This window comes from Sphingomonas kaistensis (assembly GCF_036884275.1).
GTDB lineage: Bacteria > Pseudomonadota > Alphaproteobacteria > Sphingomonadales > Sphingomonadaceae > Sphingomicrobium > Sphingomicrobium kaistense_A.
Window position 1 is genome coordinate 796,449 of the sequence record NZ_CP145607.1, and the last position, 23,724, is coordinate 820,172.

A 23,724-nucleotide genomic window follows, 5' to 3' on the forward strand; every position below is an offset into this window, starting at 1 on the left:
GTGACCTCCGAAAGGAGCTCAGGCTCATGAAAAAGACATTCATTCTGGCCGGCGCCGCGGCGCTGGCGTTCACGGCGCCGGTGCTGGCGCAGCCCGGCAAGGGCGGCGGTGGCGGCAACGGCAATGGCGGCGGCAAGGGCGGCCCCCCGGCGGCGCAGGCCCCGAAGGGCGGCGGCGGCGGCGGCGGCGGTGGCGGTGGTCCGCAGATGCGCGGCAACGGCGGCGGTCCCAAGGAAATGCACGGCGGCGGCCAGCAGCGTGAAGCGCGCGGCGGCGGCGGGCAGCAGGTGCGCGGACCCGAGAAGCGCATCGAACGCCAGGCCCAGCGCCCGCAAAAGCAGGACATGAAAGAGCGCGGCCCGGCCCGCGAGGTTCGGGCTGATCGTGGTCCGGCCCGCATCGAACGCGGCAATGTCGAGCGTCAGCGGGGCGGCGGCAACGAACGCCTCGTCCAGGATCGCGGCGGCCGCGATCAAATCGACAGCCGCGTGTTTCAGCGCGAGCAGCGCATCACCGTCAACAACTTCGACGATGGGCAGCGCTACAGCTATTTCGGAAGCCCGAATTTCCGCACCACCGGGCTGGTCGACGGTTGCCCTCCGGGGCTCGCGGCCAAGAACAACGGCTGTCTCCCCCCGGGCCAGGCCAAGAAGCTGGTCGGCGCGGCGCTTCCGGTCGCGCTCGGCTCGGCGCTGCTGCCGATCGACTATCGCAGCTGGTATCCGGACAATGACGATTATTACTACCGGACCACCGACGGCTACGTGTACCGGGTCGACCGCGACCGCAACTACGTCGACGGCTATTGGCCGATCTCGGACGACTGGAACGGCGCTTATTACGTCGGCGCCACCTATCCGCAGGATTACCTCGGCTATTACAACGTCCCGGTCCAGTATCAGCCTTGGTATGCCGACAACGGCGACGATTATTATCGCTACGGCGATGGCGCCATCTACCAGGTCGACAGCGGCAACGGCCTGATCGAAGGGATCGTCTCGCTGCTGGCAGGAGGGTTCGGGGTCGGCCAGCCGATGCCGGCCGGCTACGACGTCTACAACGTGCCGTACGAATATCGCGATCGCTATGTAGACGGACCGGACAATTGGTACCGCTACAACGACGGCAACATCTATCAGGTCGATCCGACAACCCAGATCGTCCAGGCGATCGTGGAGAGCCTGGTCTGATGCGCCGTCTGATCGCCACCAGCGTTGCCGCCCTCCTGCTCGCCGCGTGCGGGCAGGGGGACGGCGGCAACAACGCCGCTGCCGCCGGGGAATCGGAGACCAACCTTTCCGCCCAGGCCGGTGCCCCGTCGCAGGATCTCGCCGCGGTGGTCGGGGCCAGTCCCCGCCTCGCGGGGCTGGTCAAGGCGGCGGGCATGGAAAAGGTGCTGTCGGGCAAAGAGCCTTACACCATCCTTGCCCCGACCGATGCGGCGCTCGACAAGCTCCCCGCCGGAAGCCTCGATAACCTCGACCAGCCCGAGCAAAAGGCCAAGCTGACGGCGTTGCTGCGGGCGCACATCCTGCCCGGCACCATCCTCGCCGCCGACCTCGCCCGCGCGGTGGAGAACGGCAAGGGCAAGGCGACCATCGCGACCATGGCGGGCGAGCCCCTAACCATCACCCGCGACGGCGAAGCATTCCGGATCACCGACGCCGCCGGGCAAAGCGCCCGGACCACCGGCAGCGAACAGCCCGCCCGCAATGGTGTGGTGCATTCGATCGACACGGTGCTCGCCCCGGCAAGCTAAATCACGACTCGGCGAACAAGGGCGGCGGCAGGTGTGAGCTCTGCCGTCGCCTTTTTGCTGTTCGATCCCGTCTCCCGGCAAAACGCTCGATAACGGACTTCGCAAGCGTCTCCTTCGTGGTCGCGCCGCCTCCATATCGGACCGATCCGCGCTTGTTCGCTACTGCTGGCACTCCGCACCTTCGGCACGCCGGATCGCTGGAAAGCTTGCCATGCGCTCAAGTCCGCGTGCCGTGGCCCGGGTCGGTCGACCCGTACTGGCCGCCGTCATTATGTTCGGCCTCGCTTTGGCCGGGATCGAGCTGACGCGGGAAGGGGAGCGACTCGCTTCGGTGTGGCTCGCCAACGCGGCGATTATTGCCTTGCTCCTCCGCACCGAACGTCAGCACTGGACGCCATTGTTTGGAGCCAGCTTCCTTGCCAACACAGCGGCCGGATTGGTCGCGGGCGACGCCTCAGCGCTGGCGATTGCGCTGGCCGCCTGCAACCTCGCGGAAATTGCGCTGGTCGCGTGCCTGTTCGAACGCCGCTATCCGGTTCCCGCGACGCTCGACACACCGGCCCGGCTCACGATGCTGGCCCTGCTGGCCATCGTCGGTTCGCTCGCGTCCACGGGCCTTGCCGGCCTGTCCCTGGCAGTCCTGGACGACCCCGCAGCGTCCGAACCGCTGGCGCGGTGGCTGATCGCCGACTGCCTCGGCATTCTGATCCTGACCCCGTTGCTGGTCACCCTTGCCCAACCGCGGCACGAAAGGTTGGGGGGAAACCCGCTCGAATATGCCCTGCTGCTCGTTGCCGGGGCAATCATCACGGCCCTGGTCTTCAAGGGGCACTATCCCTTCCTCTTTCTCATCGCGCCCGTGCTCATGTTGGCCGGCTTGCGCCTCCCGTTGCAACGCTGCGCGATGCTGGTGCTGGTGGTAAGCGCAAGCGCGATGGCGGTAGCCGTGGAGGGCTGGGGACCGCTCGAACTCCCGCCGATCACCGAGGGCGCCCGGATTTTCCTCATCCAGGCCTTTATGGCGACCGCGGTGGCGCTGACCCTGCCCGTGGCCGCCCTCCGCCAGGAGCGCGCGCAGACCGCCGCTGCCCTCCGCTCGAGCGAAGAGCATTACCGCCTGCTTGCCGATCATGGCAGCGACCTCATTCTGCGCCTGAGCGCGCAGGGCGATGCCGATTATGTGTCGAGCGCGTCGGGGCGCTTGCTCGGGCTTCCCGCAAGCGCTCTCCGTGGAATCGCCCTCGCTGCCCATATCCACCCCGCCGACCGAAGCCGGTTCTTCGCCGCGGTGCTGCGGGCCCGTCACAATGGCGATGCCCTGACGTGCTTCCGGATGCGCCATGCGCGGGGACACGATCGCTGGATCGAAGCCTCGATACGGCTCGCCGGCTCGCTTGACCCCGCTCAGTCGAGAGAGCGGCTCGACGGCTGCCCTGCCTTTCTGGAGGGGCGGTGCACGCTGGAGGGAAATTCGCCGCCGTGCCTTGGCGCGCACGACGCCTGCCTGCCGAGCGACTTGCCCCTGGTCGCCACCTTACGTGATGTCCACGGCCGCCGGACCGCCGAACTTCTCGCCGCCGAACGCGCGGCGCAATTGTCCGAAAGCAACCGGCTGCTGCTTATGGCCGAAGAGCTCGGCTCGCTCGGTCATTGGGTAATTGGTTCCGAAAGGCGTGAATTGATGCTGTCGGACGGAGCCGCCGCCATGCTCGGACTGGACCGGCCGACGGTCGGAGTCCGTGAGGCGCTCGACCTGTTACATTCCATCGACCGCCACCGTCTGCTGCGCGCCGTGGCGAGGACTTGCCGCGGAGACGTGCTGGCGGAATGCACTGTCCGGCTCGGCGGCGATCACGACGGGCGTACCTTTCAGCTTCGGATGCAGCGTCACGACGATGGCCGTTCGTTCACTCTTTTTGGCGTGGTCAGCGACATCACCGTCAAGCTTCGGAACGAACAGCGCCTCGTTGCGGCGCTTGAAGAAGCGCAGGCCGCTGCGGACTTTCGGAGCCAGTTTCTCGCCACCATGAGCCATGAGATCCGCACTCCGATGACCGGCGTCATCGGCATGATCGAGCTGCTTGAAGGCGATCCTTCCGCGGAAGATCGTGCGCTTTATCTTCAAACCCTCCGCCGATCGGGCGAGGTGCTGATGGTGGTGCTGAACGACATCCTTGATTTCAGCAAGGTCGATTCCGGTCGCATCACCATTGCCAGCGAACCGTTCGACCTCGGCGCCACCCTGCTCTCCACGCTGCGTCTGTTCGAACGGACGGCGGCGGCGCGCGGCCTCGATCTCCGGCTCGACGCGCCGTCGCCGGGCGCGATGTGGCTGCGCGGCGATGCGGTGCGGCTTCGCCAGGTGTTGAGCAATCTCCTCAGCAACGCGATCAAGTTCAGCGATTCCGGCCGGGTGACGGTGCGTTGCGCGGTGCAGTCCGCCCCTCGCGGCTGCCAGCGCGTCCGCCTGTCGGTCATCGACCAGGGCATCGGGATCGCCCCCAATCTGCGCGGCCGCCTGTTCGAGCCGTTTGTGCAAGGTGCCAGCGGCGCGGGCGGCGGCGGCACCGGCCTCGGCCTCGCGATCAGCCGCCGCCTGGTGACCGCGATGGGCGGCAACATTCTGGTTCAGTCGCGCAGGCACAAAGGCGCCACCTTTACTATTGTGCTGACCCTGCCAGATGCCGCGCCGGCAGCGGCACCTGCGGTCCCGCCCGACCAGATGCCGGTACGGCCGCTCGATATCCTTCTTGCCGAGGATAATCCGGTCAATCAGCTCCTTATCATCGCCTTGTGCAAACGGCTCGGCCACCGGGTCACCTGCGCCGGCGACGGGGAAGCCGCGGTCGATGAGGGCGCGCGGCAGGCCTATGACCTGATTCTGATGGATATGCAGATGCCACGCTGCGATGGGCTGACCGCGACGCGCAAGATCCGCGCCTCGGGAGGGCCGTCGAGCGAAGCGCCGATTATCGCCCTGACCGCAGATGCCGCCCCCAACTGGGAGCTCTACGAGGAAGCGGGGCTCGACGGCCTGATGACCAAGCCGATCGATGGCGCCGCCTTTGCCGCGACGCTCGACACTGTCCTCCAGCGCCGACTGCGCCCGGCTCCCGACACCGCCAGGTCAAGCCCTTTGCCCTCTGCGGACTGTGCGCTCGACCCCGGCACCATCGAGGAGTTGCGCGCCATGCTCGGCCCGGTTCGTGTCGATCAGCTGCTGGTCCTCCTCGCGGCCGAATTCGACGAGCGACCACGTGCCATCCGCGCCGCGATCGCCGATCGCGATCATGCCGCCGCCGCTGCGCACGCCCATAATCTCAAGGGCGCGGCCGCCAATCTCGGCGCTCTCCGCGTCAGCGATGCCGCGCGGACCATCGAAGATTGCCTCGCGATCGGGCCGGCGCTCGACGCCCGCCGCCTCGTCACCGCGCTTCGTCATCTCGCCGAGGAGATCGCCGCCGCGCAGCAGGCTTTGGACACCCTTCGTCATCAGACGATCACCAAGCTGATCCACGCCTGACGAAATCGTGACGAAAGGGGTGCCCATGCCCCTTCCACCCGACCGCCTGCCCGCTATAACGACCTCACAAAGACGACGCCGTCCGGCGCCCTGTTTCCGTTCGCGGAAGGCAGGGCCGGCGGCGTCCGGGGCAAAAGGACTGAGCAGCAGCGATGAAGGCGACGATCGAACGGGCCACCCTCCTCAAGAGCCTGAGCCACGTCCAATCGGTGGTGGAGCGCCGCAACACCATTCCGATCCTCTCCAACGTCCTGCTCGACGCGCGCGAAGACGGGTCGCTGCGGCTGATGGCGACCGATCTCGACCTTCAGGTCGATGAAAGCGTTCCCGCCAACGTCGCCACCCCCGGCGCCACCACCGTCTCGGCCCACACTTTCTTCGACATCGTCCGCAAGCTGCCCGAGGGGAGCCAGGTCGAGCTTTCCGCCGCCGACGGCAAGATGCAGGTCGTCGCCGGCCGCGCCCGCTTCAATCTGTCGACCCTGCCGCGCGACGACTTCCCGGTGATCGCCGAGGGTGAGCTTCCGACCCGCTTCGAACTGCCGGCCGCGACGCTGCGCCAGATCATCGACAAGACCAAGTTCGCGATCAGCTCGGAAGAAACCCGTTATTATCTGATGGGCATCTTCCTTCACGTCGCCGACGACATGCTCAAGGCCGCCGCCACCGACGGCCATCGCCTGGCGCGCGTAACGGTTGCCAAGCCCGACGGCGCCGACGGCATGCCCGACGTGATCGTGCCCAAGAAGTGCGTGCTGGAACTGCGTAAGCTGCTCGACGAGGTCGAAGGCACGGTCGAGGTCACCCTGTCGGCGACCAAGATCCGCTTCGTGCTCGGCCATGCGGTGCTGACCAGCAAGCTGATCGACGGCAGCTTCCCCGACTATAACCGGGTCATCCCGACCGCCAATGACAAGCTGCTGAAGCTCGATCCCGCCAGCTTCAAGGCCGGCGTCGACCGCGTCGCCACCATCGCCAGCGAGAAGACCCGCGCGGTCAAGATCAGCCTCGACCGCGACCGCGTGACGCTGTCGGTCACCTCGCCCGAAAACGGCCTCGCGACCGAGGAACTGGCCGCCGATTATGGCGCCGACAATCTCGAGATCGGGTTCAACGCCCGCTACCTGCTCGACATCCTGGGCGAGATCGATGGGGACACGGTGGAAGTGCACCTCGCCGACGCCGCCGCGCCGACGCTGCTGCGTGAAAACGACAAATCGGCCGCGCTCTACGTCCTGATGCCGATGCGGGTCTGACCTTTAAGCGCGGCCACGCCTGAAGCGTTGGCTTAGTTAGCCGCGCCGCTTGAAGGTGCGGATCCGCTTGAAGCGATGACAGCAGAAGAAGCGACGGGCTTAACCGCGTCGATCAGCAAGGTGCCATGCAGGTCTGCGGCCACTCGCGGCTCGGCGGGCTTTGATGGCGGCGCCACGGTCGTGACCGTCGCAGCCTTGGATCGCGATACGGTGGGATTGCTACCTGCCGGAAGAAAAGCGAAATGGCTGTGATCGATCTCGTCGATCGATTCGATCGGCACGAAGCCGGCCCTGCGAAGGGCGGCATCCAGCATCGCGTGGCTCACGCCGGGGCGGCGTTGCACGTCGATCGCGCGCCCGCTCAGGTGATAGCTGTTGGGCATGCCCCCGACGCGCCGATTATGCTCCGCACTCCGCCACAGGCTGGTCGCGATACCGAACGGCGCGACCACGCGAAGCGGTCCGAGGAGAGGCGCCGTATCGACCAGCGTACGGGCAGGGGCGGCGCTTGTCGGCGAAGGCAGGGCAAAAGCGGGCAGGGCAAGCAGGGCCACGACGACCATCGGCCTCGCCAGCAGGCGGGCCGTTGCTTTGGGAATAGACATCATCTCGCATCCTAACGCGGGCATCGCCGCGACCGTTCCGCGACTTGCGTCAGCCACCGCTGGCCACGGCGGGACACCTCTGCTTTAGCGCGGTAATGACCGACGTCGCCGCCCCCGCCGCTTCGGGCCGCCGCCTGTGGCTCTACAAGCGTCCTTTCTCGATCGGCATCGCGCACGAGTGCTGGGTGCTGATCGAAAGCCGCATGTCGGGCATGACCAGCCGCCTTGTCATCGACGGCGAGGACGTTGCGACCGACTTCACGCCTGTTTCCGGTACCGAGGCGATCCGCAATCATCACTTGGCCGCGACGCTTCCCGATGGCCGCCGGCTCGAAATCGAGGCGGGCTACGTCAACTGGTATAATGTCGGCATCGGGGTGCGGGTCGACGGCGCGCTGGTCCACGAAAGCCACCCCGGCAAGCGGATCGCCTTTCCCGAAAAGATGGCCCGGATGGTCGCGGAGAAGAGCGCCAACGGCGAGCCCGCCTACGATCCCGACAAGCTCAAGCGCAACAAGGTGCCGATCCTCGTCGATATCGCCACCGGTCTGCTGTTTTTCGTTGTCGCCAAGCTGACCGATCTCAAGACCGCCGCGCTGGTCGGCGCCGCGGTCGGCCTTTCCCTCGTCGTCGTGCAACGCTTCGTGAAGGTCGACTTGATCGGCGGAATGATGCTGTTCGGCGTGTTCATGCTGCTGGTCAGCGCGGGCTTTGCGATCCTGTTTGAGGACGAAGAGGTGATCAAGCATCGCTCTACCATCGTCGGGCTGGTGGGGGCCGTCTGCTTCCTGTTCGACGGGCTGGTGCTGAAGGGCCGCAAGCTCGGAGCGGGGATCGACCGCTACATGGCCTACAACGATCTCGACCGACGCCGGCTGAGCATCGGCATGGGCCTGACCGGGCTGGTCATGGCAGGCGGCAACAGCCTCGTCGCCTGGGCTTTCTCGACCGACTTCTGGCTGCTTTACACCACCTTTCTCGACATTCCGGTCAGCCTCGCGCTCATCTTCTGGACGATCAGCTGGGCGCGGCACGGCACGGCGACGCGGACCCCGGCACCGGCCTGATGCTCGCGCGGCTGACCCTGACCGATTTTCGCAATCATCCCGCGCTCGACCTCGCGCCCGGGCCCGGCTTCGTTTGCCTTTATGGGGCCAACGGCGCGGGCAAGACCAACATCCTCGAAGCCGTGTCGATGCTGGCCCCCGGCCGCGGCCTGCGGGGGAGCGCACTCGGCGAAATGGCGCGGAGCGACGGTCCGGGCGGGTGGAGCGTCAGCGCGGCGCTCGGCGAAGGCACGGTGCTGGGCACCGGCACGCTCGCAACCGCGCCCGAACGCAGGGTCGTGCGGATCAACAGCGCGCCCGCCGCGGTCAACAGCCTTGCCGAATGGCTGGCCGTCCTGTGGCTGACCCCGGCGATGGACCGGCTGTTCAGCGGCCCGGCCGGCGACCGCCGTCGCTTCCTCGACCGGCTGGTTTTGGCGCTCGAGCCCGGCCACGCCCACCACGCCTCGCGCTACGAAGCCGCGATGCGCGCGCGCAACAAGCTGCTGGCCGAGCCCGACGGTGCCGACCCCGAATGGCTGACCGCGCTCGAGGCCGGCATGGCTGAACATGGCGAGGCGCTCGGGGCCGCGCGCGCCCGCACGGTCGAGGCGCTGGCCGCGCAGCTTGCCGCGACGCCCGAAGACCTGTTTGCCCGCCCGACCATCGCCCTCGATCAGGCGCAGCAGGCCGACCTCGCCGCCCGCCTCCGCGCCAATCGCGGCCGTGACGCGGCGGCCGGCCGCGCCACCGAAGGGCCCCACCGTCAGGACCTCTCCGTTACCCACGCCGCCAAGGCGCAGCCCGCCGCGCGCTGCTCGACCGGCGAACAGAAAGCGCTGCTGCTCGGCCTGGTCCTCGCCCACGCCGCCCTCGTTACCGACCGCCGTGGCGCACCGCCGCTGCTGCTCCTCGACGAGGTCGCCGCCCACCTCGACCCCGGCCGCCGCGCCGCCCTGTTCGAGCGCCTAGAGGGCCGCGGGCAGGTATGGATGACCGCCACCGAAGCTGCCTTGTTCGACGGCGTGCGCGACGCGACGATGGTGCACGTCGGCTAGAAACTGGACAAATCGGCCAACCTGCCCTACATGCCCCTCAGCGAGACGCCATCAAGCGGCGTGATCGGCAGCCCTTTGCGGCTCCGGCCCGCGTCTCGGTTCACCCAATGAAGTTCTCCACATCACGCGGGGTTCTGAAGAAAACCCAGCCCCGGCAGCGGTCTTCCCGCGTGCCGGCGCGATGATGTTGAGAGACACATATGACGTTTGAACAACTCGGGCTCTCGAAGCCCCTGCTCGCCGCGCTTGCGGCCAAGAATTACACCTCGCCCTCGCCGATCCAGGCGCAGGCCATTCCCCACGTGCTGGAAGGCCGGGATCTTCTCGGCATCGCCCAGACCGGCACCGGCAAGACGGCGGCCTTCATGACCCCGTCGCTGCAGCGCCTTGCCGCCAATCGCCCGGCGATGCTGAAGCCCGGCCAGATCCGCATGCTGGTGCTCGCCCCGACGCGTGAGCTCGCCAGCCAGATCGCCGCCAGCGCCGAAGCCTATGGCAGCGGGCTCAAGACCACCGTCGGCGTGATCTTCGGCGGTGTCGCCAATGCGAAATCGGTCCGCACCGTATCGCGCGGCCTCGACGTGCTGGTCGCCACCCCCGGCCGCCTGCTCGACCTGGTCGACCAGCGCGTGCTCAACCTCTCGATGCTCGAAATCCTGGTGCTCGACGAAGCCGACCAGATGCTCGACCTCGGCTTCATCCACGCGCTGAAGCGGATCGTGAAGCTGATCCCGGCCAAGCGCCAGACCCTGTTCTTCTCGGCCACCATGCCGAAGGCGATCAAGGGCCTCGCCGACGAATATCTCAAGAACCCGGCCGAAGTCGCGGTGACCCCGGTCGCCACCACCGCCGAGCGGGTCGAACAGCGCGTCACCTTCGTCAACCAGGCGGAAAAGACCGCTCTCCTCACCCTGTTCTTCCAGAACGGCAAGGATATCGAGCGCACCCTCGTTTTCAGCCGCACCAAGCATGGCGCCGACAAGATCGTCCGCATGCTCGGCGCCGCGGGCGTCCCCGCCAATGCGATCCACGGCAACAAGAGCCAGCCGCAGCGTGAAAAGGCGTTGGAAGCCTTCCGTGACGGCTCGGTCCCGATCCTCGTCGCGACCGACATCGCCGCGCGCGGGATCGACATTCCGGGCGTCAGCCACGTCGTCAATTACGACCTGCCCAACGTGCCCGAGCAATATGTCCACCGCATCGGCCGCACCGCGCGCGCCGGGGCTGACGGCATCGCCATCGCTTATTGCGACCGCGAGGAGCGGCCGTTCCTCAAAGATATCGAAAAGCTGACCCGCCAGAAGCTGACGGAGGAAGCGCTTCCGGCCGGCTTCATGCAGGCGGTCGATGCGCTGAAGCGGTTGAAGCCCGAACCCAAGCGCGAGCCGCAGCAGCAGCAGCGCAACAAGCGCAACGAAAGCGGCGCGCGCGGTCACAATCGCGATCCGCAGCGCTTCGGCCTGCCGCGCAACGACCCGCGCCGCGACATGCCCGAGGACCGCAGCGGTCCGCGTGAAGGCGGTCGTTCGATGCGCGGCGTGCCCGGCGCAGTCCGTGGTCCGGTCGGCAACCCGACCCGTCCCGCGGCCCCGGCGCGTGCGGCCTCGCCAAATGCCGGTCACGGCCAGCAGGGCCAGCGCCACGGCGGCAGCCAGCGGCCGGCGGGCCAGGGCGGTCCGGCCGGTGGCGGTCGTCCCGGTGGCGGCCAGCGTCGACGCGGCGGCGGCGGCAATGGCGGTCAGCGCCGCGCCGGCTAACGTCGTCTACCTTACACGGGCTTAGGTCCAGCATCGCAACTGATCACGGCTGCGCATGGTTATCTCTTTCAAGCTATTCAGCTTAGAGGAATAACTCATGCGCAGCCTTCTTCTTGCGGCAAGCATTCTCGGTCTCGCCGCCTGCGGCAACACCACCGAAACCGCCGCGACCAATGACGCGATCGTGTCGAACGACATGGCCGCGGTCGACAACATGATCGCCGACGACGGCATGAACGCGGGCATGGGCGGCAACATCGCCACCAGTTCGGGCGCAGTCGTCACCGTCTCGGTCAGCGGCGTCACCGCCAACAGCGGCCCGGTCCTCGTCGCGCTGCAAAGCGAAAGTGAATTCGGGAAGAGCGCCGGCACCTACACCACCAAGGTCGAACCGACCGGCACCTCGGTTACCGCCACCCTGTCGGGCGTCCCCGCCGGCCGCTATGCCGCCGCCGTGGTCCAGGACACCAACCGCGACGGCACCTTCACCATCGGCGCCACCGGCCCGACCGAGCCCTACGGCTTCTCCGGCACCGCGCAGAGCGGCGCGCCGGCCTTCGCTCCAGCGGCGTTCGACGTATCGGCGACCGGCGGCAGCGCTACGGTCGCGCTAAAGAGCAAGTAATCAGTCAGGCGGGCGGCGTTTCCCCCCTTGGCGCTGCCCGCCACCCTGCTTTCCATCGGCCCGGCCAGCATCGCTGGGCCGCACCCTGCGTAGAGCATCGCGCACACCGCCGTTGCGCGTGACTTGCCAGCCCCATCCGCTATAGCTTTTGCATGGCAGAAGAAGCGAACCAGAACTCCTACGGCGCCGACAGCATCAAGGTCCTGAAAGGCCTCGACGCGGTGCGCAAGCGGCCGGGCATGTACATCGGCGATACCGACGACGGATCGGGCCTCCACCACATGGTGTTCGAGGTGTCGGACAACGCCATCGACGAAGCGCTCGCTGGCCACTGCGACCGCATCCTCATCCAGCTCAACCCCGACGGCTCGGTCACGGTCGAGGACAATGGCCGCGGCATTCCGACCGGCATCCACGCCGAGGAAGGCGTCTCGGCGGCCGAGGTCATCATGACCCAGCTCCACGCCGGCGGTAAGTTCGAGAACACCAGCGACGACAATGCCTACAAGGTGTCGGGCGGCCTCCATGGCGTCGGCGTCAGCGTCGTCAATGCGCTGAGCGAGTTCCTCGACCTCACCATCTGGCGCGACGGCGAAGAACATTACATGCGCTTCGCCCACGGCGATGCGGTCGCGCCGCTGAAGGTCGTCGGCCCCGCGCCCGAAGGCAAAAAGGGCACGCAGGTCACCTTCCTGCCCAGCCCCGCCACTTTCAAGATCACCGACTTCGACTTCGACAAGCTTGAGCACCGCTACCGCGAGCTCGCCTTCCTGAACTCCGGCGTCCGCTTGGTCCTGGCCGATGCACGCCATGAAGAGCGCAAGGAAGTGGAGCTGTTCTACGAGGGCGGAATCGCGGCGTTCGTCAAATATCTCGACCGCGCCAAGACCCCGCTGTTCCCCGATCCCATCGCCATTTCGGCGGTGCGCGACGGCATCGGCATCGACGTCGCGCTGGAATGGAACGACAGCTATTATGAAAACGTCCTGCCGTTTACCAACAACATTCCCCAGCGCGACGGCGGCACCCACCTCGCCGCCTTTCGCGCCGCGCTGACCCGCACCGTCAACAATTATGCCGAGAAATCCGGCATGTTGAAAAAGGAAAAGGTCACGCTGACCGGCGACGACATGCGCGAAGGCCTGACCGCCATCGTCTCGGTCAAGCTGCCCGATCCCAAGTTTTCGAGCCAGACCAAGGACAAGCTGGTCAGCTCCGAAGTGCGCCAGCCGCTCGAAGCGCTGATGAGCGACAAGATGACCGAGTGGCTCGAGGAAAACCCGGTCAACGCCCGCTCGATCATCCAGAAGATCATCGACGCCGCCGCCGCCCGCGAAGCCGCCAAGCGCGCGCGTGAACTGACCCGCCGCAAGGGCGTGATGGATATCGCCTCCTTGCCCGGCAAGCTCGCCGACTGTCAGGAACGCGATCCTGCGCTCAGCGAACTGTTCCTGGTCGAGGGCGACAGCGCCGGCGGTTCGGCCAAGCAGGGCCGCAACCGCCACAATCAGGCGATCCTGCCCCTGCGCGGTAAGCTTCTCAATGTCGAACGCGCCCGCTTCGACCGGATGCTCTCGTCACGCGAAATCGGCACCATCATCCAGGCGCTCGGCACCGGCATCGGCCGCGAGGAATTCAACCTCGCGAAGCTCCGCTATCACAAGATCGTGATCATGACCGACGCCGACGTCGACGGCGCGCACATCCGCACGCTGCTGCTGACCTTCTTCTACCGCCAGATGCCCGAGCTGATCGAGAACGGCCACCTGCTGATCGCCCAGCCGCCGCTCTACAAGGTCGCCCGCGGCCGGTCGGAGGTGTATCTCAAGGACGACGCGGCGCTCGACGACTATCTCGTTGATGCCGGCCTCGAAGGGCTCCAGCTCGATAGCAGCGGAGAGGTTCGCCAGGGGGCCGACCTGAAGGCACTGGTCGATCACGCCCGCCGCGTCCGTACCCTGCTCAAATACGCGCCGAAGAAATATGACCCGGCCCTGCTCGAAGCGCTGGCGCTGGCCGGCGCGCTCGATCCCGAACTCGGCACCGACGGCCGCGCCGCGGCGATCGACAAGGTCGCTGACTGGCTCCAGCAGGGCGACAGCGAAGGCAAATGGTCGGGTGAGCTCGCCACCGAAGGCGGCTATCTCCTCCGCCGCCTGTGGCGCGGGGTTACCGACGTCACCATCATCGAACCAAGCTTCATCGCCTCGGCTGAAGCGCGGAAGCTTCACACGCTGGCCGGCGAACAGCGCGACACCTACGCCCAGCCCTCGACCCTGCGCACCCTGCGCAAGAGCGCTGCGGCGGAGACTGAGCCGACCGTCGGCGCTGGCGAAGGCGAGGAGGCTGCCGAACAGGCCGCCGCCGACACCAAGGGTAAGCCGATCGAGATCACCCGACCGTCAGAGTTGCTGAACACCGTGCTCGCCGCCGGCCGCAAGGGCCTCAGCATCCAGCGCTACAAGGGCCTCGGGGAAATGAACGCCGAGCAATTGTGGGAAACCACGCTCGACCCGGCCAACCGCTCGCTGCTCCGGGTCGAGATCGGGCAGGCCGACATCGCCGACGAAACCTTCTCGCGCCTGATGGGCGAAGTGGTCGAACCGCGCCGCGAATTCATCCAGGACAATGCGCTGAGCGTCGCCAACCTGGACGTCTAGGCGAGGGTCACCCCTACCTGCAATTCCGCGATGAGGGCCTCGCAAAAGGCCGGCAGATCGTCGGGATCGCGGCTGGTGATCAGACCCTTGTCGCGGACCACTTCCTGGTCCACCCAGGTCGCGCCCGCGTTGCGGATGTCGCTCTGGACGGTAGGGTAGGAGGTCAGCGTGCGTCCCTTGAGCTGGCCGGTTTCGATCAGCACCCACGGGGCATGGCAGATTGCCGCCACCGGCTTGCCCGCGTCGAAAAAGGCGCGGACGAAGGCGACCGCTTCCTTCGACGCGCGCAGCTTGTCGGCGCCGACCGTGCCGCCGGGCACCACCACCGCGTCATATTCGGACGCGGACACGACCTCGATTCCCTTGTCGACCGCAATCCGCGAGGCTGGGTCGAGGTCGTTGTTGAAGGTTTCAGCCTCGTCGGTGGACAAGCCTACCACCGTCACGTCCATCCCTGCGTCCTCCAGCGCTTCCTTGGGCTTGGTGAATTCGGGCTCCTCGGTGCCGCGCGGCGCGATCAGGATGGCGACCTTCTTGCTCATGCTCTTCAAACCTCTTCTGGACAGATCGATGGTGCTGCCATTCTGAATGCCCGGCTCGCGACTTGTGTCCGTGCCGGCGCAAGGCTTCCGGCTCGGCGCCTCGCTCGGGAGCAAGCGGCGCGGTGGGGGGTTTGAGCAGACGATGAGAGAGATCACCGGCCAAACATCCCTGACGCTTGCGACCTACAACATGCGCAAGGCGGTCGGCCTCGATCGTCGCCGCGATCCCGACCGCATTCTCGCCGTGCTCGAGGAGGTCGGCGCCGACATTATCGCGCTGCAGGAAGCCGATCGCCGCACCGGGGGACGTGCCTCGGCGGTTCCCCATGAATTGTGGGAAGGCCACGGCCATTGGCTGCCGGTTCCGCTGGGCGTTAGGAACCGCCGCGCGCTCGACCGGCTTCCTACGGTGGGGGCGCGGGTCGATGAATGGCTTAAGGTCGATACCCGCAACATCGGCTGGCACGGCAACGCCATTCTAGTTCGTCCTGATGTGGGCGTGCTCGACGTCGCGGCGCTCGAACTCCCCACACTCGAGCCGCGCGGCGCGGTATTGGTCGAGTTGCTGGTGCGCGACCGCCCCATTCGGATCATCGGCCTCCACCTCGACCTCAGCGGCCTGTGGCGCCGCCGCCAGCTCAAGGCGATCTGCGAGGCGGTGAAGGCGCGCCCGCAGGCGATGCCCACGGTCATGATGGGCGATACCAATGAATGGCGCGCCACCGCCGCCTGCCTGCGCGATCTGGAACACGACTATCATGTCGTCGCGCCTGGCCCGAGCTTTCACGCGCGTCGCCCGATGGCGGTGCTCGACCGCCTGTTTGTCGACTGCAGCCTCCGCGTCGAGGCGTCCGGCGTTCATGTCAGCGATCTGGCGCAAGTCGCCAGCGACCATCTGCCGGTCTGGGCGCGGATCGCGTGGTAGGATGGTGTAGCTCCTCATCCCGGATCAAGTCCGGGGTGACGGACGCTGAAGAGCCTTCAGGCCGCCTTGCCCTGAATCGCCCGCTGCCGCCGCCGCTGAACGCTCGACCCGATGCCGACCGCCTCGCGATATTTGGCGACGGTGCGGCGAGCCAGGACCATTCCCTGTTCCTTGAGAGCGTCGACCAACTGATCGTCGCTCAGCACCTCGGTCTCCGACGCAACCAGCCGCTGGATCGCCGCTTTGACCGCATCGGCGCTGGCGCCCTCGCCATCGTCCGCCGCGACCCCGCTGGCGAAGAAAGAGCGCAGCTCGAATAGCCCGTGGTCGCACAGCAGGCTCTTCGCCGCCGCGACCCGGCTGACCGTGCTTTCGTGCATCTCCACCGCTTCGGCGATCTTGCCCATGGTCAGCGGCCGCAGCGCCGAGACCCCGTCGCGAAAGAAGCCTTCCTGCGCGGTGACGATCGCGCTGGTGATCCGCACGATCGTCTTCGCCCGTTGGTCGAGGGCACGGACTAGCCAGGAGGCGCTCTGATATTGCTCCGACAGCCAGGCGCGGCTCTTTCGGTCGTTCCTGGCCGCCGTTTTCAGTTCCTGGTGATAGCGCCGGTTGACCAGCACGCGGGGAAGTGTCGCGGGGTTGAGTTCGACCACAAAGCCGGTGCGGGTGCGGTGCACCAGCACGTCGGGTTCGGCGGCGGTCTGGGGTTCGGCTGCGAAGCGGCAGCCGGGCTTGGGGTCGTAGGCGCGGAGCTCGCGGATCATGTCCGCCAGATCCTCGTCATCGACCCCGCAGATCCGCTTCAGCGCCGCGGTCTGCCCGCGCGAGAGGAGATCGAGATTGGCGATCAGCCGCGCCATCGCGGGATCGTAGCGGTCGGCGGCCTTGGCCTGCAGCGCCAGACACTCCGCCAGATCCCGCGCGCCGACACCGGCGGGGTCGAGGCCCTGCACGAGCTTGAGCGCGGCTTCGACCTCCTTGACCGGCACCTCCAGCGCCTCGGCAATCGCCTTGAGCGGCGTGGTCAGCCAGCCGGTCTCTTCCAATTCATGGACGATCGCCTCGGCCACCCGCCCTGCGCCATGCAATTGCGCCATCAGATGCTCGCACAGCCCGGTCTCGCAACTCGCCAGCCGATCGAAGTCGAACCCGTCCTCGTCAGCGCCGCCGATCTCGTAGGAAGCGTCGGTCTCCCCCGCCGCCTCGCGCCAGTCGCTGTCGAGCGCTTCGTCGCCCTTGCCGCCAAGCTCGTCCGCGCCCTTGGGATCCGCCGCCGCCTCGCCGAACTCGATATCCTCGCGCACCACGACGTCGCCGTCGCCGCCTATTTCGAGGAGGGGGTTCTTCGCCAATTCCTCGGCGATCGCGGCTTCGACTTCGAGGTTGGTCAGCTGCAGCAGCTTGATCGCGGCCTGAAGCTGCTGGCTCATCACCAGCGACTGGGAAGCGCGGAGGTGAAGTCCCGGTCCCAGTCCCATGTTGCGCGCTTAAGCCCCTACAATTCGAATGATTCGCCGAGATACAGTCGGCGAACGTCAGGATCGGCGACCAGTGCTTCAGGCGTTCCCGCGAACAGCACCTGCCCGTCGTAGATGATGCAGGCGCGATCGACGATGTCCAGCGTTTCGCGGACATTGTGGTCGGTAATCAGCACGCCGATGTCGCGCTGCTTCAGGTCTTTCACCAGATCGCGGATGTCGCTGATGCTGATCGGATCGATGCCGGCGAACGGTTCGTCGAGCAGCATGATCTTGGGATCCGCCGCCAGCGCCCGGGCGATCTCGCAGCGTCGCCGCTCACCGCCCGACAACGCCATCGCCGGGGACGCGCGCAGGCCCGTCAGCCCGAATTCGCCGAGCAACTGCTCAAGCCGGGCAGCGCGGGCGTCGCGGTCGGGCTCGGCAACTTCGAGCACCGCCATGATATTCTGTTCGACCGTCAGCCCGCGAAAGATGCTGGTTTCCTGCGGCAGGTAACCAAGGCCGAGGATCGCGCGGCGGTACATCGGCAGCGGGGTGATGTCCCGTCCATCCATCATGATCCGGCCGTGATCGGGCTTCACGAGACCCATCACCGAATAGAAGCAGGTGGTCTTGCCAGCGCCATTGGGCCCCAGCAGGCCGACCACTTCGCCGCGATGCACTTCCAGGCTGACGTCGCGCAGCACCTGGCGCTTGTCGTAGCTCTTGGCGATGCTGCAGACTTCAAGCCCACGCATCGTCACCGGTTCCGCGGAGTCCGCGGCGAAGGGGATTGTGCTGACTTCGTTCACGGAGCTCAGCCGCCGGTGCGCTGGGGCACGGTGAAGCGGCCCATCACACGTCCGCCGCTTTCGCCCACGCCGCGCGGGCCGCCGTCGACCACCGCTCGGCCGCTGTCGAGGTCGATGGTCATCCGCCCGCCGCTTATCCGCGAATCGCCGCGCTGCAGCTGTACGGACCCGATCAGGGTGATCAGCCGGCGGTTGAGATCATAGATGCCGAAATCACCGCGCGCCGTTTCGGACGGGCTGCGCACGGTCACGCCGCCGCTGGCGTCGAGCCGGTCGATCTGCAGCTTGCCGTCGTTGGTGTAGGCAAGCGTCAGCCGCTCGGTGTCGAGCGTGAGTTCGGCCTGCCGCACCTTGACGTTGCCGGCGAAGATTGCCCTGTCGGCGCGATCCTGCACTTCGATCCGGTCGCTCGCGACGTCGATCGGGGCATTGCTGTTATGCCCTTTGAGCGCCGACACGGGCCCGCCCTGCGTCTGGGCAAACGCGACGCCGCCCGCCGTGGTCGCAACCAGCGCGAGTGCCGTGCCGAAGGTCGAAAGCTTGCCCATGCGGCTCATCTGACGGCGCCGGGCACAATTTTCAACCGCGCGCCGCCATCGAGCACGACGACCCGGCTATCGAGATCGGCCCGCATCCGCCCCGCGGCGAAGGTGCCGAGCTTGAGTTTGCCCGTCACCCCGCCGGTCAACCCGACCTGCCTCGTGCCGAGATCGGCATTGAGGCTGTCCGCGTCGAAGCTTCCGACCGGCATCCGGCCCCCGACCTGACCGGTGCTGCGGACCTGCCGCGTCTTGAGGTCGATCAGCACGTCGCGGGTGACGAGTTGCTCGCCTTCAGGACCGCTGACCCGCACCGGGCCGTTCACCGCGACTTGCTGCCGGTCGAGATCGTAGCGTCCGCGCAGTGCCCGGATGGTCGCAGGGCCTTGGGCCAACCCCAGGCGCGCGCGAATGCCACTGATGTCGACGACCGGCACGTCGCTGGTCTGCTGCACCGCGCGGTCGGCGTTCAAGACGAACGGCTGCCCGTCATTGTCGGTGCCGGTGTAGCGCGCGGCCTCGATCTTCATCCGCTCCTCGGCCCGGCCGACATCCTTTTTATCGAGGATGAAGCTGACTTCCTGATCCTTGGCCAAGGGCAGCATCAGGAACACCGCGCCGACGACGCCCACTGCCGCCGGAAGCGCGATCTTGAGCGTGCCGACCAGCTTGTCGTGCCGGCTGCCGGGCTCCGCCCAGCTTTGCGCCCGCTCGCGCTGAAGGGTGGCGGCGTCGCTCATCAGCTGTGCGCGAAGATGTCCGTTTCGGGCCAGCCGGCATTGTCGAGCGCGGCGCGGGCCGGCAGGAAGTCGAAGCAGGCCTGCGCCAGCGTCATCCGGCCTTCGCGCTGCAGGCGGACGTCGAGCTTTTCCTTCAGCGCATGGAGATAGCGCACGTCGCTGGCAGCATAATCGCGCTGTGCGTCATTGAGGTCGGGGCCGCCCCAGTCGCTGGTCTGCTGCTGCTTGTTGATGTCGGTGCCGAGCAGTTCCTTGACCAGCTCTTTCAGACCGTGGCGGTCGGTATAGGTGCGGACCAGCCGCGACGCGGTGCGGGTGCAATACAGCGGCGCCGCGTTGATCCCGAGGTAATATTGCATGATCGCAACGTCGAACCGCGCGAAGTGATAGAGCTTCAGCCGGTTCGGGTCGCCCAGCAGCGCCTTGAGGTTCGGCGCCGCATAATCGCTGCCGGGCGAGAAGCGCACCAGATGCTCGTCGCCGCCGCCATCGCTCAATTGCACCAGGCACAAGCGGTCACGTCCGGGATGCAGGCCCATCGCCTCGGTGTCGACCGCGATCGGGCCGGGGCCGAACAGGTCCAGGCTGGGCAGGTCTTCTTCGTGAAAATATATGGCCATAAAATGTCCCGAACCCTCTGCGCGAAGCCCGCTTAACCGGTGATGACGCAAGCGCCTAGACAAACGGCTAGAGCACGGCCGTTTTTTCCTGTAGGGTCGAAAACGGAATCATGTCTTTTGACATGCCGTGACCGGTTGCGCCGTTGAGCCCAGCGCGTTGGTTTAAAGAGATTCGGGTTCGAGGAAGTTTGCACGGGCATGGGTTACGATCGAGGGCGTAAGGGCGACCGCGGTGGTCGCGGACGCGACAGCAAGGGTGATTTCGGCGGCGGCGGTGACTTTGGTGGCGGCGGCTTCGGCGGCGGCGACTTCGGTGGCGGCGGCTTTGGCGGCGGCGGCGATCGCTTCGGCGGTGGCGGCGGCGGCGGCGGTTATCGCGGCGGTGGCGGCGGCGGCTTCGGCGGCGGCAGCGGCGGTGGCGGATATCGCGGCGGCGGTGGCGGCGGCTATGGCGGCGGCGGCGATCGCTTCGGCGGTGGCGGCGGTGGTCGCTTCGGCGGCGGCGGCGGCGGCGGCGGTTTCCGCGGCGGCGGCGGTGGTGGTGCCGGTGGCGGCATGCCCCCCCAGGTCGTTGGCGAAGGCAAGGGCGTCGTCAAATTCTTCAACCCGCAAAAGGGCTTCGGCTTCGTGGTCCGCGATGACGGCGGCGAAGACGTGTTCGTGCACATCTCGGCGGTCGAGCAGGCGGGTCTTACCGATCTCGCCGACGGTCAGCCGATCGAGTTCACCTTGGTCGATCGCGGTGGCCGCATCTCGGCGACCAACATCCGCATCGATGGCGAACCGATGGCCGTTGAACGGGCCGAGCGCGCGCCGCAGCGTCAGCTGACCGGTGAAAAGGCTTCGGGCACCGTCAAGTTCTTCAACGCGATGAAGGGCTTCGGCTTCATTCAGCGCGACGACGGACAGCCGGACGCGTTTGTCCACATCTCCGCCGTTGAGCGCGCTGGCATGACCAGCCTCAACGAAGGCGACCGCCTCGAGTTCGAACTCGAAGTCGACCGCCGCGGCAAGCATGCGGCCGTGAACCTCAGCCCGCTCCAAGGCTAAGCGACACGGCACACCCGCGTTCGCGCGAGGGGCAAGAGGGCTCGCCGGGAGAAATTCCGGCGGGCCTTTCTTTGATTGGGGAAACGAACTTATGTGGTGGTTGGCGGGATTGCTTGCGTTCCAGGCTCCAGTGGGAAGCGCGACGCCGGGAAGCTCCGATTTTGATGTGCAATGCATGCTGGTGACCCAGCAAGCGGCGACCGAGATCGAGGACAAACAGATTGCCTTGGCGAACCAGGTCGCCGCGATGTTCTTCATGGGCCGCGTCGATGGCGCCATTGCGCAGGGCCAGCTTGCCGCGGCTGCCGAAAGGGCCGGCGAGGCAATAAAGGGAAAACCGCTGGGTCCGATGCTAATTCAGTGCGGTGACTTCATGCAGCAGCGCGGCAAGATCTTCGAAAAGATCGGCGCCGAGGTGGAGGCGCGGGAAGGGCGCCGCTCGACCCGCTGAGCCTTAGCCTTCCTTGCGAAACGGCAGCTCGGCGCGCAGCGCTTCGAGCTCAAAGGCGACGGCCTCGCGCTCCTGTCGCAGGAAGTCGGCGACCGCGGCGTGGAAGCTGGGGTTCGGGATGAAGTGCGCGCTGTAAGTGAGAACCGGTTCGTAGCCGCGTGCCAGCTTGTGTTCGCCCTGGGCGCCGGCCTGAACCGTCTTGAGGCCGTTGGCGGCCGCCCACTCGATCGCCTGATAATAGCAAAGCTCGAAGTGGAGAAAGGGCACGTCCTCGCGGCAGCCCCAGTAGCGGCCGTAGAGCGTGTCGGCGCCGACCCAGTTGAGCGCGCCGGCGATGGGTGCGCCGTCGCGCTCGGCAAGGAACAGCAACAGGTCGTCGCCCAGCCGCTCGACCGCCAGCTCGAAGAAGGCGCGGGTGAGATAGGGACGGCCCCATTTGCGGCTGCCCGTGTCCTGGTAGAATAGCCACATCGCATCCATCTCGGCCGCGCCGATCTCGCGTCCCCGCAGATGGCGAAACGTCAGCCCCTCGCGTGCGGCGGCGCGTTCCTTGCGGATCGTCTTGCGCTTGCGGCTGCTGCAACGGTCGAGAAACCCCTCGAAGTCCCCCTCGCCCGCGCTGTGCCAGTGGAATTGCACCCCGTGGCGGACCAGCCAGCCGCGCGCTTCGGCAGCGGCGGCCTCCTCGGCGGTGAGAAAGGTGACGTGCCCGGAAGATAACTCGTTTTGCCGGACCACCGCTTCGGCTGCCGCGAGCACGAGTTCGGGCTTGTCTCCTAGGAGGCGCCGGCCGACCACGGGCGTGAAGGGCACCGCGATCTGGAGCTTTGGATAATAATCCCCGCCTGCCCGCTGCCAGGCGTCGGCCCAGCCCTGGTCGAACACATATTCGCCCTGGCTATGCGATTTCAGAAAGGCCGGTGCGGCACCGACGGCCTTGCCGCCTTGATTCACGATTAGCGGCAGCGAGGTCCAGCCGCTGCGGTTGCCGATACTTTCCGAGTCTTCCAGCGCGGCGAAAAAGGCGTGGCTCAGGAACGGGTCCGACGATCCCGCGAGACGGTCCCAGGTCGGCGCGTCCACGGAAGCAAACGAATCGGCGATACGCGCCTCGTCAGGATCATGGTCGGCCATCGCCCTCCCAGATAAGCGCGTCGACCCGATCCGAAAGGGCCTTCTTCTGCGTGATGTCGCGCACGGTCCAGCAGGCGACCGGCCAGCGCCGCCGCGCCTTGGCGACCCACGGGCGGGCCGCCGCGGTCGTCTCCACCGCAAGGAAGGTCGGTCGCGCCAGCCTGATCATGGCGAACCGGTGCCATGCCGGCGTGGCATCGGCGATGACGAGACCGCGCGGGAGCGCCGGCGCGTGGCGGGCGAACCAGGCGCCTACGCGCGGGTCGAAGCTCATCACGCCGACAGGCCCCTCGTGCCTCGCAAGGTCGTGCGCCACGGTGCGGCAAAGAAGATCGACCGGTGGCGGTGGCGAGCCCGCGCGGACCTTGAGTTCGAGCAGGAGGGGCGTTTTGGCCGCGAGGTCGAGCAAAGAGCCGAGCCAAGGGATTCGCTCGTCGCCGCCGGCCAGCGGCAGCGCCATCAGGCTCGCGGCGGGCAAACTCTCGGTCTGCGCGGAAATGCCGCACATCCGCTCAAGCGTCGAATCATGGTGGATCATGGCAGAGCCGTCGCTGCTCAGCCGAAGGTCGCACTCGATACCCGCGCCAGCGGCGATGGCGGCGCGAAAGGCCGCCAGACTGTTTTCGGGCACGCCGGGACCATGCCGGCCGCGATGCGCGAAACCGGCCGGTCCGGCGAACAGCCGATCAGTCGCGGACCTCGACAATCGCGTCCACCTCGACCGCGACGCCGAGCGGCAGCGCCGGCACGCCGACCGCCGCACGCGAATGGCGCCCGGCTTCGCCGAAGACGTCCTGCATCAGTTCGGACGCGCCATTGGCCACCTTGGGCTGGTCGGTGAAATCGCCGGTCGAATTGACGAATACGCCGAGCTTGACGATCCGGCTCACCCGGTCGAGCGAACCGCCGAGCGCGGCCTTGACCTGCGCCAGCACCATCAGGCCGCAGCGACGCGCCGCTTCCTGACCGGCTTCGAGGTCCATGTCGTCACCCAGCCGACCGGTGATCCGGCTGCCGTCGGCGGCGAAGCTGACCTGGCCCGAGACGAACAGCAGATTGCCGCTCTGGACCACGGGGACATAAGCCGCGACCGGGGCGGCGGCTTCGGGAAGGGTGAGGCCGAGTTCGGCGAGGCGTTGATCGATAGACATGGGGCGCG

22 protein-coding genes are annotated in these 23,724 nt (G+C 67.1%); 12 read left to right on the top strand and 10 right to left on the bottom strand.

The window, feature by feature from the left end; genetic code table 11:
- The first annotated feature begins 26 nt into the window (after positions 1-26).
- The 4 genes from V6R86_RS03795 (at position 27) to dnaN (ending at position 6,538) form a co-directional block, all read left to right on the top strand.
- Entirely contained in the window at positions 27-1,190 is a 1,164-nt protein-coding gene (locus tag V6R86_RS03795) for a hypothetical protein (RefSeq protein WP_338502249.1), read from the top strand.
- A complete protein-coding gene (locus V6R86_RS03800) occupies positions 1,190-1,759 on the top strand; it encodes a fasciclin domain-containing protein (RefSeq protein ID WP_338502250.1) in 570 nt (189 codons plus the stop codon). The genes V6R86_RS03795 and V6R86_RS03800 overlap by 1 nt, the downstream gene beginning before the upstream one ends.
- Before the next feature lie 211 nt (positions 1,760-1,970).
- Positions 1,971-5,282, top strand: a complete 3,312-nt coding sequence (locus V6R86_RS03805) for an MASE1 domain-containing protein (RefSeq protein WP_338502252.1) — start codon at positions 1,971-1,973, stop codon at positions 5,280-5,282.
- A gap of 152 nt (positions 5,283-5,434) precedes the next feature.
- The gene (gene dnaN, locus V6R86_RS03810; protein WP_338502254.1) at positions 5,435-6,538 is read left to right on the top strand and encodes a DNA polymerase III subunit beta; all 1,104 of its coding nucleotides are present in this window, start codon (positions 5,435-5,437) and stop codon (positions 6,536-6,538) included.
- Positions 6,539-6,570: 32 nt separating this feature from the next.
- Here the strand turns inward: dnaN and V6R86_RS03815 are convergent, their stop codons facing one another.
- Complete coding sequence (locus V6R86_RS03815; protein ID WP_338502256.1) at positions 6,571-7,143, bottom strand: D-Ala-D-Ala carboxypeptidase family metallohydrolase; 573 nt, start codon at positions 7,141-7,143, stop codon at positions 6,571-6,573.
- Between the two features lie 95 nt (positions 7,144-7,238).
- Between V6R86_RS03815 and V6R86_RS03820 the strand changes: the two genes are divergently transcribed.
- From V6R86_RS03820 to gyrB, 5 genes are all read left to right on the top strand, one after another.
- Positions 7,239-8,210: a septation protein IspZ gene (locus tag V6R86_RS03820; protein WP_338502257.1), complete on the top strand. Its 972-nt coding sequence runs from the start codon at positions 7,239-7,241 to the stop codon at positions 8,208-8,210.
- On the top strand, positions 8,210-9,247 hold the full coding sequence (recF, locus tag V6R86_RS03825; protein WP_338502260.1) for a DNA replication/repair protein RecF: 1,038 nt from the start codon (positions 8,210-8,212) through the stop codon (positions 9,245-9,247). Before V6R86_RS03820 ends, recF begins: the two co-directional genes overlap by 1 nt.
- A 200-nt stretch (positions 9,248-9,447) precedes the next feature.
- The gene (locus V6R86_RS03830) at positions 9,448-11,004 is read left to right on the top strand and encodes a DEAD/DEAH box helicase (protein WP_338502261.1); all 1,557 of its coding nucleotides are present in this window, start codon (positions 9,448-9,450) and stop codon (positions 11,002-11,004) included.
- A 97-nt stretch (positions 11,005-11,101) separates the two neighbouring features.
- Positions 11,102-11,629, top strand: coding sequence for a DUF2141 domain-containing protein (locus V6R86_RS03835; protein WP_338502263.1), 528 nt, complete (start codon positions 11,102-11,104; stop codon positions 11,627-11,629).
- A gap of 152 nt (positions 11,630-11,781) precedes the next feature.
- On the top strand, positions 11,782-14,289 hold the full coding sequence (gyrB, locus tag V6R86_RS03840; protein WP_338502266.1) for a DNA topoisomerase (ATP-hydrolyzing) subunit B: 2,508 nt from the start codon (positions 11,782-11,784) through the stop codon (positions 14,287-14,289).
- Here gyrB and V6R86_RS03845 read toward each other — a convergent pair.
- Positions 14,286-14,831 carry a type 1 glutamine amidotransferase domain-containing protein gene (locus tag V6R86_RS03845; protein ID WP_338502268.1) on the bottom strand — a complete coding sequence of 182 codons (546 nt, stop codon included), beginning with the start codon at positions 14,829-14,831 and terminating at the stop codon, positions 14,286-14,288. The two genes, gyrB and V6R86_RS03845, sit on opposite strands and share 4 nt — an antisense overlap.
- Positions 14,832-14,973: 142 nt before the next feature.
- Here V6R86_RS03845 and V6R86_RS03850 point away from each other — a divergent pair, with 142 nt between their 5' ends.
- Positions 14,974-15,756 (top strand): endonuclease/exonuclease/phosphatase family protein, encoded by a 783-nt coding sequence (locus V6R86_RS03850; RefSeq protein WP_338502270.1) that lies wholly within the window; start codon positions 14,974-14,976, stop codon positions 15,754-15,756.
- 56 nt (positions 15,757-15,812) lie between these two features.
- Here V6R86_RS03850 and rpoN read toward each other — a convergent pair whose 3' ends face one another.
- From rpoN to V6R86_RS03875, 5 genes are read right to left on the bottom strand one after another with little or no spacing between them, the layout of a single operon-like run.
- Positions 15,813-17,237 (bottom strand): RNA polymerase factor sigma-54, encoded by a 1,425-nt coding sequence (gene rpoN, locus V6R86_RS03855; protein WP_338502271.1) that lies wholly within the window; start codon positions 17,235-17,237, stop codon positions 15,813-15,815.
- A gap of 17 nt (positions 17,238-17,254) precedes the next feature.
- Positions 17,255-17,977 carry an LPS export ABC transporter ATP-binding protein gene (gene lptB, locus V6R86_RS03860; protein ID WP_338502273.1) on the bottom strand — a complete coding sequence of 241 codons (723 nt, stop codon included), beginning with the start codon at positions 17,975-17,977 and terminating at the stop codon, positions 17,255-17,257.
- A 59-nt stretch (positions 17,978-18,036) separates the two neighbouring features.
- Positions 18,037-18,579, bottom strand: a complete 543-nt coding sequence (locus V6R86_RS03865; protein WP_338502275.1) for an LptA/OstA family protein — start codon at positions 18,577-18,579, stop codon at positions 18,037-18,039.
- Between the two features lie 5 nt (positions 18,580-18,584).
- Positions 18,585-19,310: an LPS export ABC transporter periplasmic protein LptC gene (lptC, locus tag V6R86_RS03870; protein WP_338502277.1), complete on the bottom strand. Its 726-nt coding sequence runs from the start codon at positions 19,308-19,310 to the stop codon at positions 18,585-18,587.
- A complete protein-coding gene (locus tag V6R86_RS03875; protein ID WP_338502279.1) occupies positions 19,310-19,930 on the bottom strand; it encodes a ribonuclease D in 621 nt (206 codons plus the stop codon). The genes lptC and V6R86_RS03875 overlap by 1 nt, the downstream gene beginning before the upstream one ends.
- Positions 19,931-20,128: 198 nt before the next feature.
- On the opposite strand from V6R86_RS03875, the gene V6R86_RS03880 reads away from it, so the two are divergent.
- Together V6R86_RS03880 and V6R86_RS03885 are read left to right on the top strand one after the other, a co-directional pair.
- Positions 20,129-20,980 (top strand): cold-shock protein, encoded by an 852-nt coding sequence (locus V6R86_RS03880; protein WP_338502280.1) that lies wholly within the window; start codon positions 20,129-20,131, stop codon positions 20,978-20,980.
- Positions 20,981-21,161: 181 nt separating this feature from the next.
- Positions 21,162-21,431, top strand: a complete 270-nt coding sequence (locus tag V6R86_RS03885) for a hypothetical protein (RefSeq protein WP_338502282.1) — start codon at positions 21,162-21,164, stop codon at positions 21,429-21,431.
- Positions 21,432-21,434: 3 nt separating this feature from the next.
- On the opposite strand, the gene V6R86_RS03890 is transcribed toward V6R86_RS03885, so the two are convergent.
- The 3 genes from V6R86_RS03890 to V6R86_RS03900 are packed head-to-tail and all read right to left on the bottom strand — an operon-like array spanning position 21,435 to position 23,716.
- The gene (locus V6R86_RS03890; RefSeq protein ID WP_338502284.1) at positions 21,435-22,565 is read right to left on the bottom strand and encodes a GNAT family N-acetyltransferase; all 1,131 of its coding nucleotides are present in this window, start codon (positions 22,563-22,565) and stop codon (positions 21,435-21,437) included.
- The gene (locus V6R86_RS03895) at positions 22,552-23,271 is read right to left on the bottom strand and encodes a glycerophosphodiester phosphodiesterase family protein (protein WP_338502285.1); all 720 of its coding nucleotides are present in this window, start codon (positions 23,269-23,271) and stop codon (positions 22,552-22,554) included. The genes V6R86_RS03890 and V6R86_RS03895 overlap by 14 nt, the downstream gene beginning before the upstream one ends.
- Positions 23,252-23,716, bottom strand: a complete 465-nt coding sequence (locus tag V6R86_RS03900; protein ID WP_338502287.1) for a RidA family protein — start codon at positions 23,714-23,716, stop codon at positions 23,252-23,254. Before V6R86_RS03900 ends, V6R86_RS03895 begins: the two co-directional genes overlap by 20 nt.
- Positions 23,717-23,724 lie beyond the last annotated feature (8 nt).

Excerpts from the sequence above, each read along its gene's own strand:
- V6R86_RS03865 (WP_338502275.1), bottom strand. The coding sequence starts at position 18,579 with ATGGGCAAGCTTTCGACCTTCGGCACGGCACTCGCGCTGGTTGCGACC.
- V6R86_RS03900 (WP_338502287.1), bottom strand. The coding sequence starts at position 23,716 with ATGTCTATCGATCAACGCCTCGCCGAACTCGGCCTCACCCTTCCCGAA.
- rpoN (WP_338502271.1), bottom strand. The coding sequence starts at position 17,237 with ATGGGACTGGGACCGGGACTTCACCTCCGCGCTTCCCAGTCGCTGGTG.
- lptB (WP_338502273.1), bottom strand. The coding sequence starts at position 17,977 with ATGCGTGGGCTTGAAGTCTGCAGCATCGCCAAGAGCTACGACAAGCGC.
- V6R86_RS03850 (WP_338502270.1), top strand. The coding sequence starts at position 14,974 with ATGAGAGAGATCACCGGCCAAACATCCCTGACGCTTGCGACCTACAAC.
- V6R86_RS03820 (WP_338502257.1), top strand. The coding sequence starts at position 7,239 with ATGACCGACGTCGCCGCCCCCGCCGCTTCGGGCCGCCGCCTGTGGCTC.
- V6R86_RS03805 (WP_338502252.1), top strand. The coding sequence starts at position 1,971 with ATGCGCTCAAGTCCGCGTGCCGTGGCCCGGGTCGGTCGACCCGTACTG.
- V6R86_RS03890 (WP_338502284.1), bottom strand. The coding sequence starts at position 22,565 with ATGGCCGACCATGATCCTGACGAGGCGCGTATCGCCGATTCGTTTGCT.
- V6R86_RS03845 (WP_338502268.1), bottom strand. The coding sequence starts at position 14,831 with ATGAGCAAGAAGGTCGCCATCCTGATCGCGCCGCGCGGCACCGAGGAG.
- V6R86_RS03875 (WP_338502279.1), bottom strand. The coding sequence starts at position 19,930 with ATGGCCATATATTTTCACGAAGAAGACCTGCCCAGCCTGGACCTGTTC.
- lptC (WP_338502277.1), bottom strand. The coding sequence starts at position 19,310 with ATGAGCGACGCCGCCACCCTTCAGCGCGAGCGGGCGCAAAGCTGGGCG.
- dnaN (WP_338502254.1), top strand. The coding sequence starts at position 5,435 with ATGAAGGCGACGATCGAACGGGCCACCCTCCTCAAGAGCCTGAGCCAC.
- recF (WP_338502260.1), top strand. The coding sequence starts at position 8,210 with ATGCTCGCGCGGCTGACCCTGACCGATTTTCGCAATCATCCCGCGCTC.
- V6R86_RS03880 (WP_338502280.1), top strand. The coding sequence starts at position 20,129 with ATGGGTTACGATCGAGGGCGTAAGGGCGACCGCGGTGGTCGCGGACGC.
- V6R86_RS03830 (WP_338502261.1), top strand. The coding sequence starts at position 9,448 with ATGACGTTTGAACAACTCGGGCTCTCGAAGCCCCTGCTCGCCGCGCTT.
- gyrB (WP_338502266.1), top strand. The coding sequence starts at position 11,782 with ATGGCAGAAGAAGCGAACCAGAACTCCTACGGCGCCGACAGCATCAAG.
- V6R86_RS03815 (WP_338502256.1), bottom strand. The coding sequence starts at position 7,143 with ATGTCTATTCCCAAAGCAACGGCCCGCCTGCTGGCGAGGCCGATGGTC.
- V6R86_RS03835 (WP_338502263.1), top strand. The coding sequence starts at position 11,102 with ATGCGCAGCCTTCTTCTTGCGGCAAGCATTCTCGGTCTCGCCGCCTGC.
- V6R86_RS03800 (WP_338502250.1), top strand. The coding sequence starts at position 1,190 with ATGCGCCGTCTGATCGCCACCAGCGTTGCCGCCCTCCTGCTCGCCGCG.
- V6R86_RS03795 (WP_338502249.1), top strand. The coding sequence starts at position 27 with ATGAAAAAGACATTCATTCTGGCCGGCGCCGCGGCGCTGGCGTTCACG.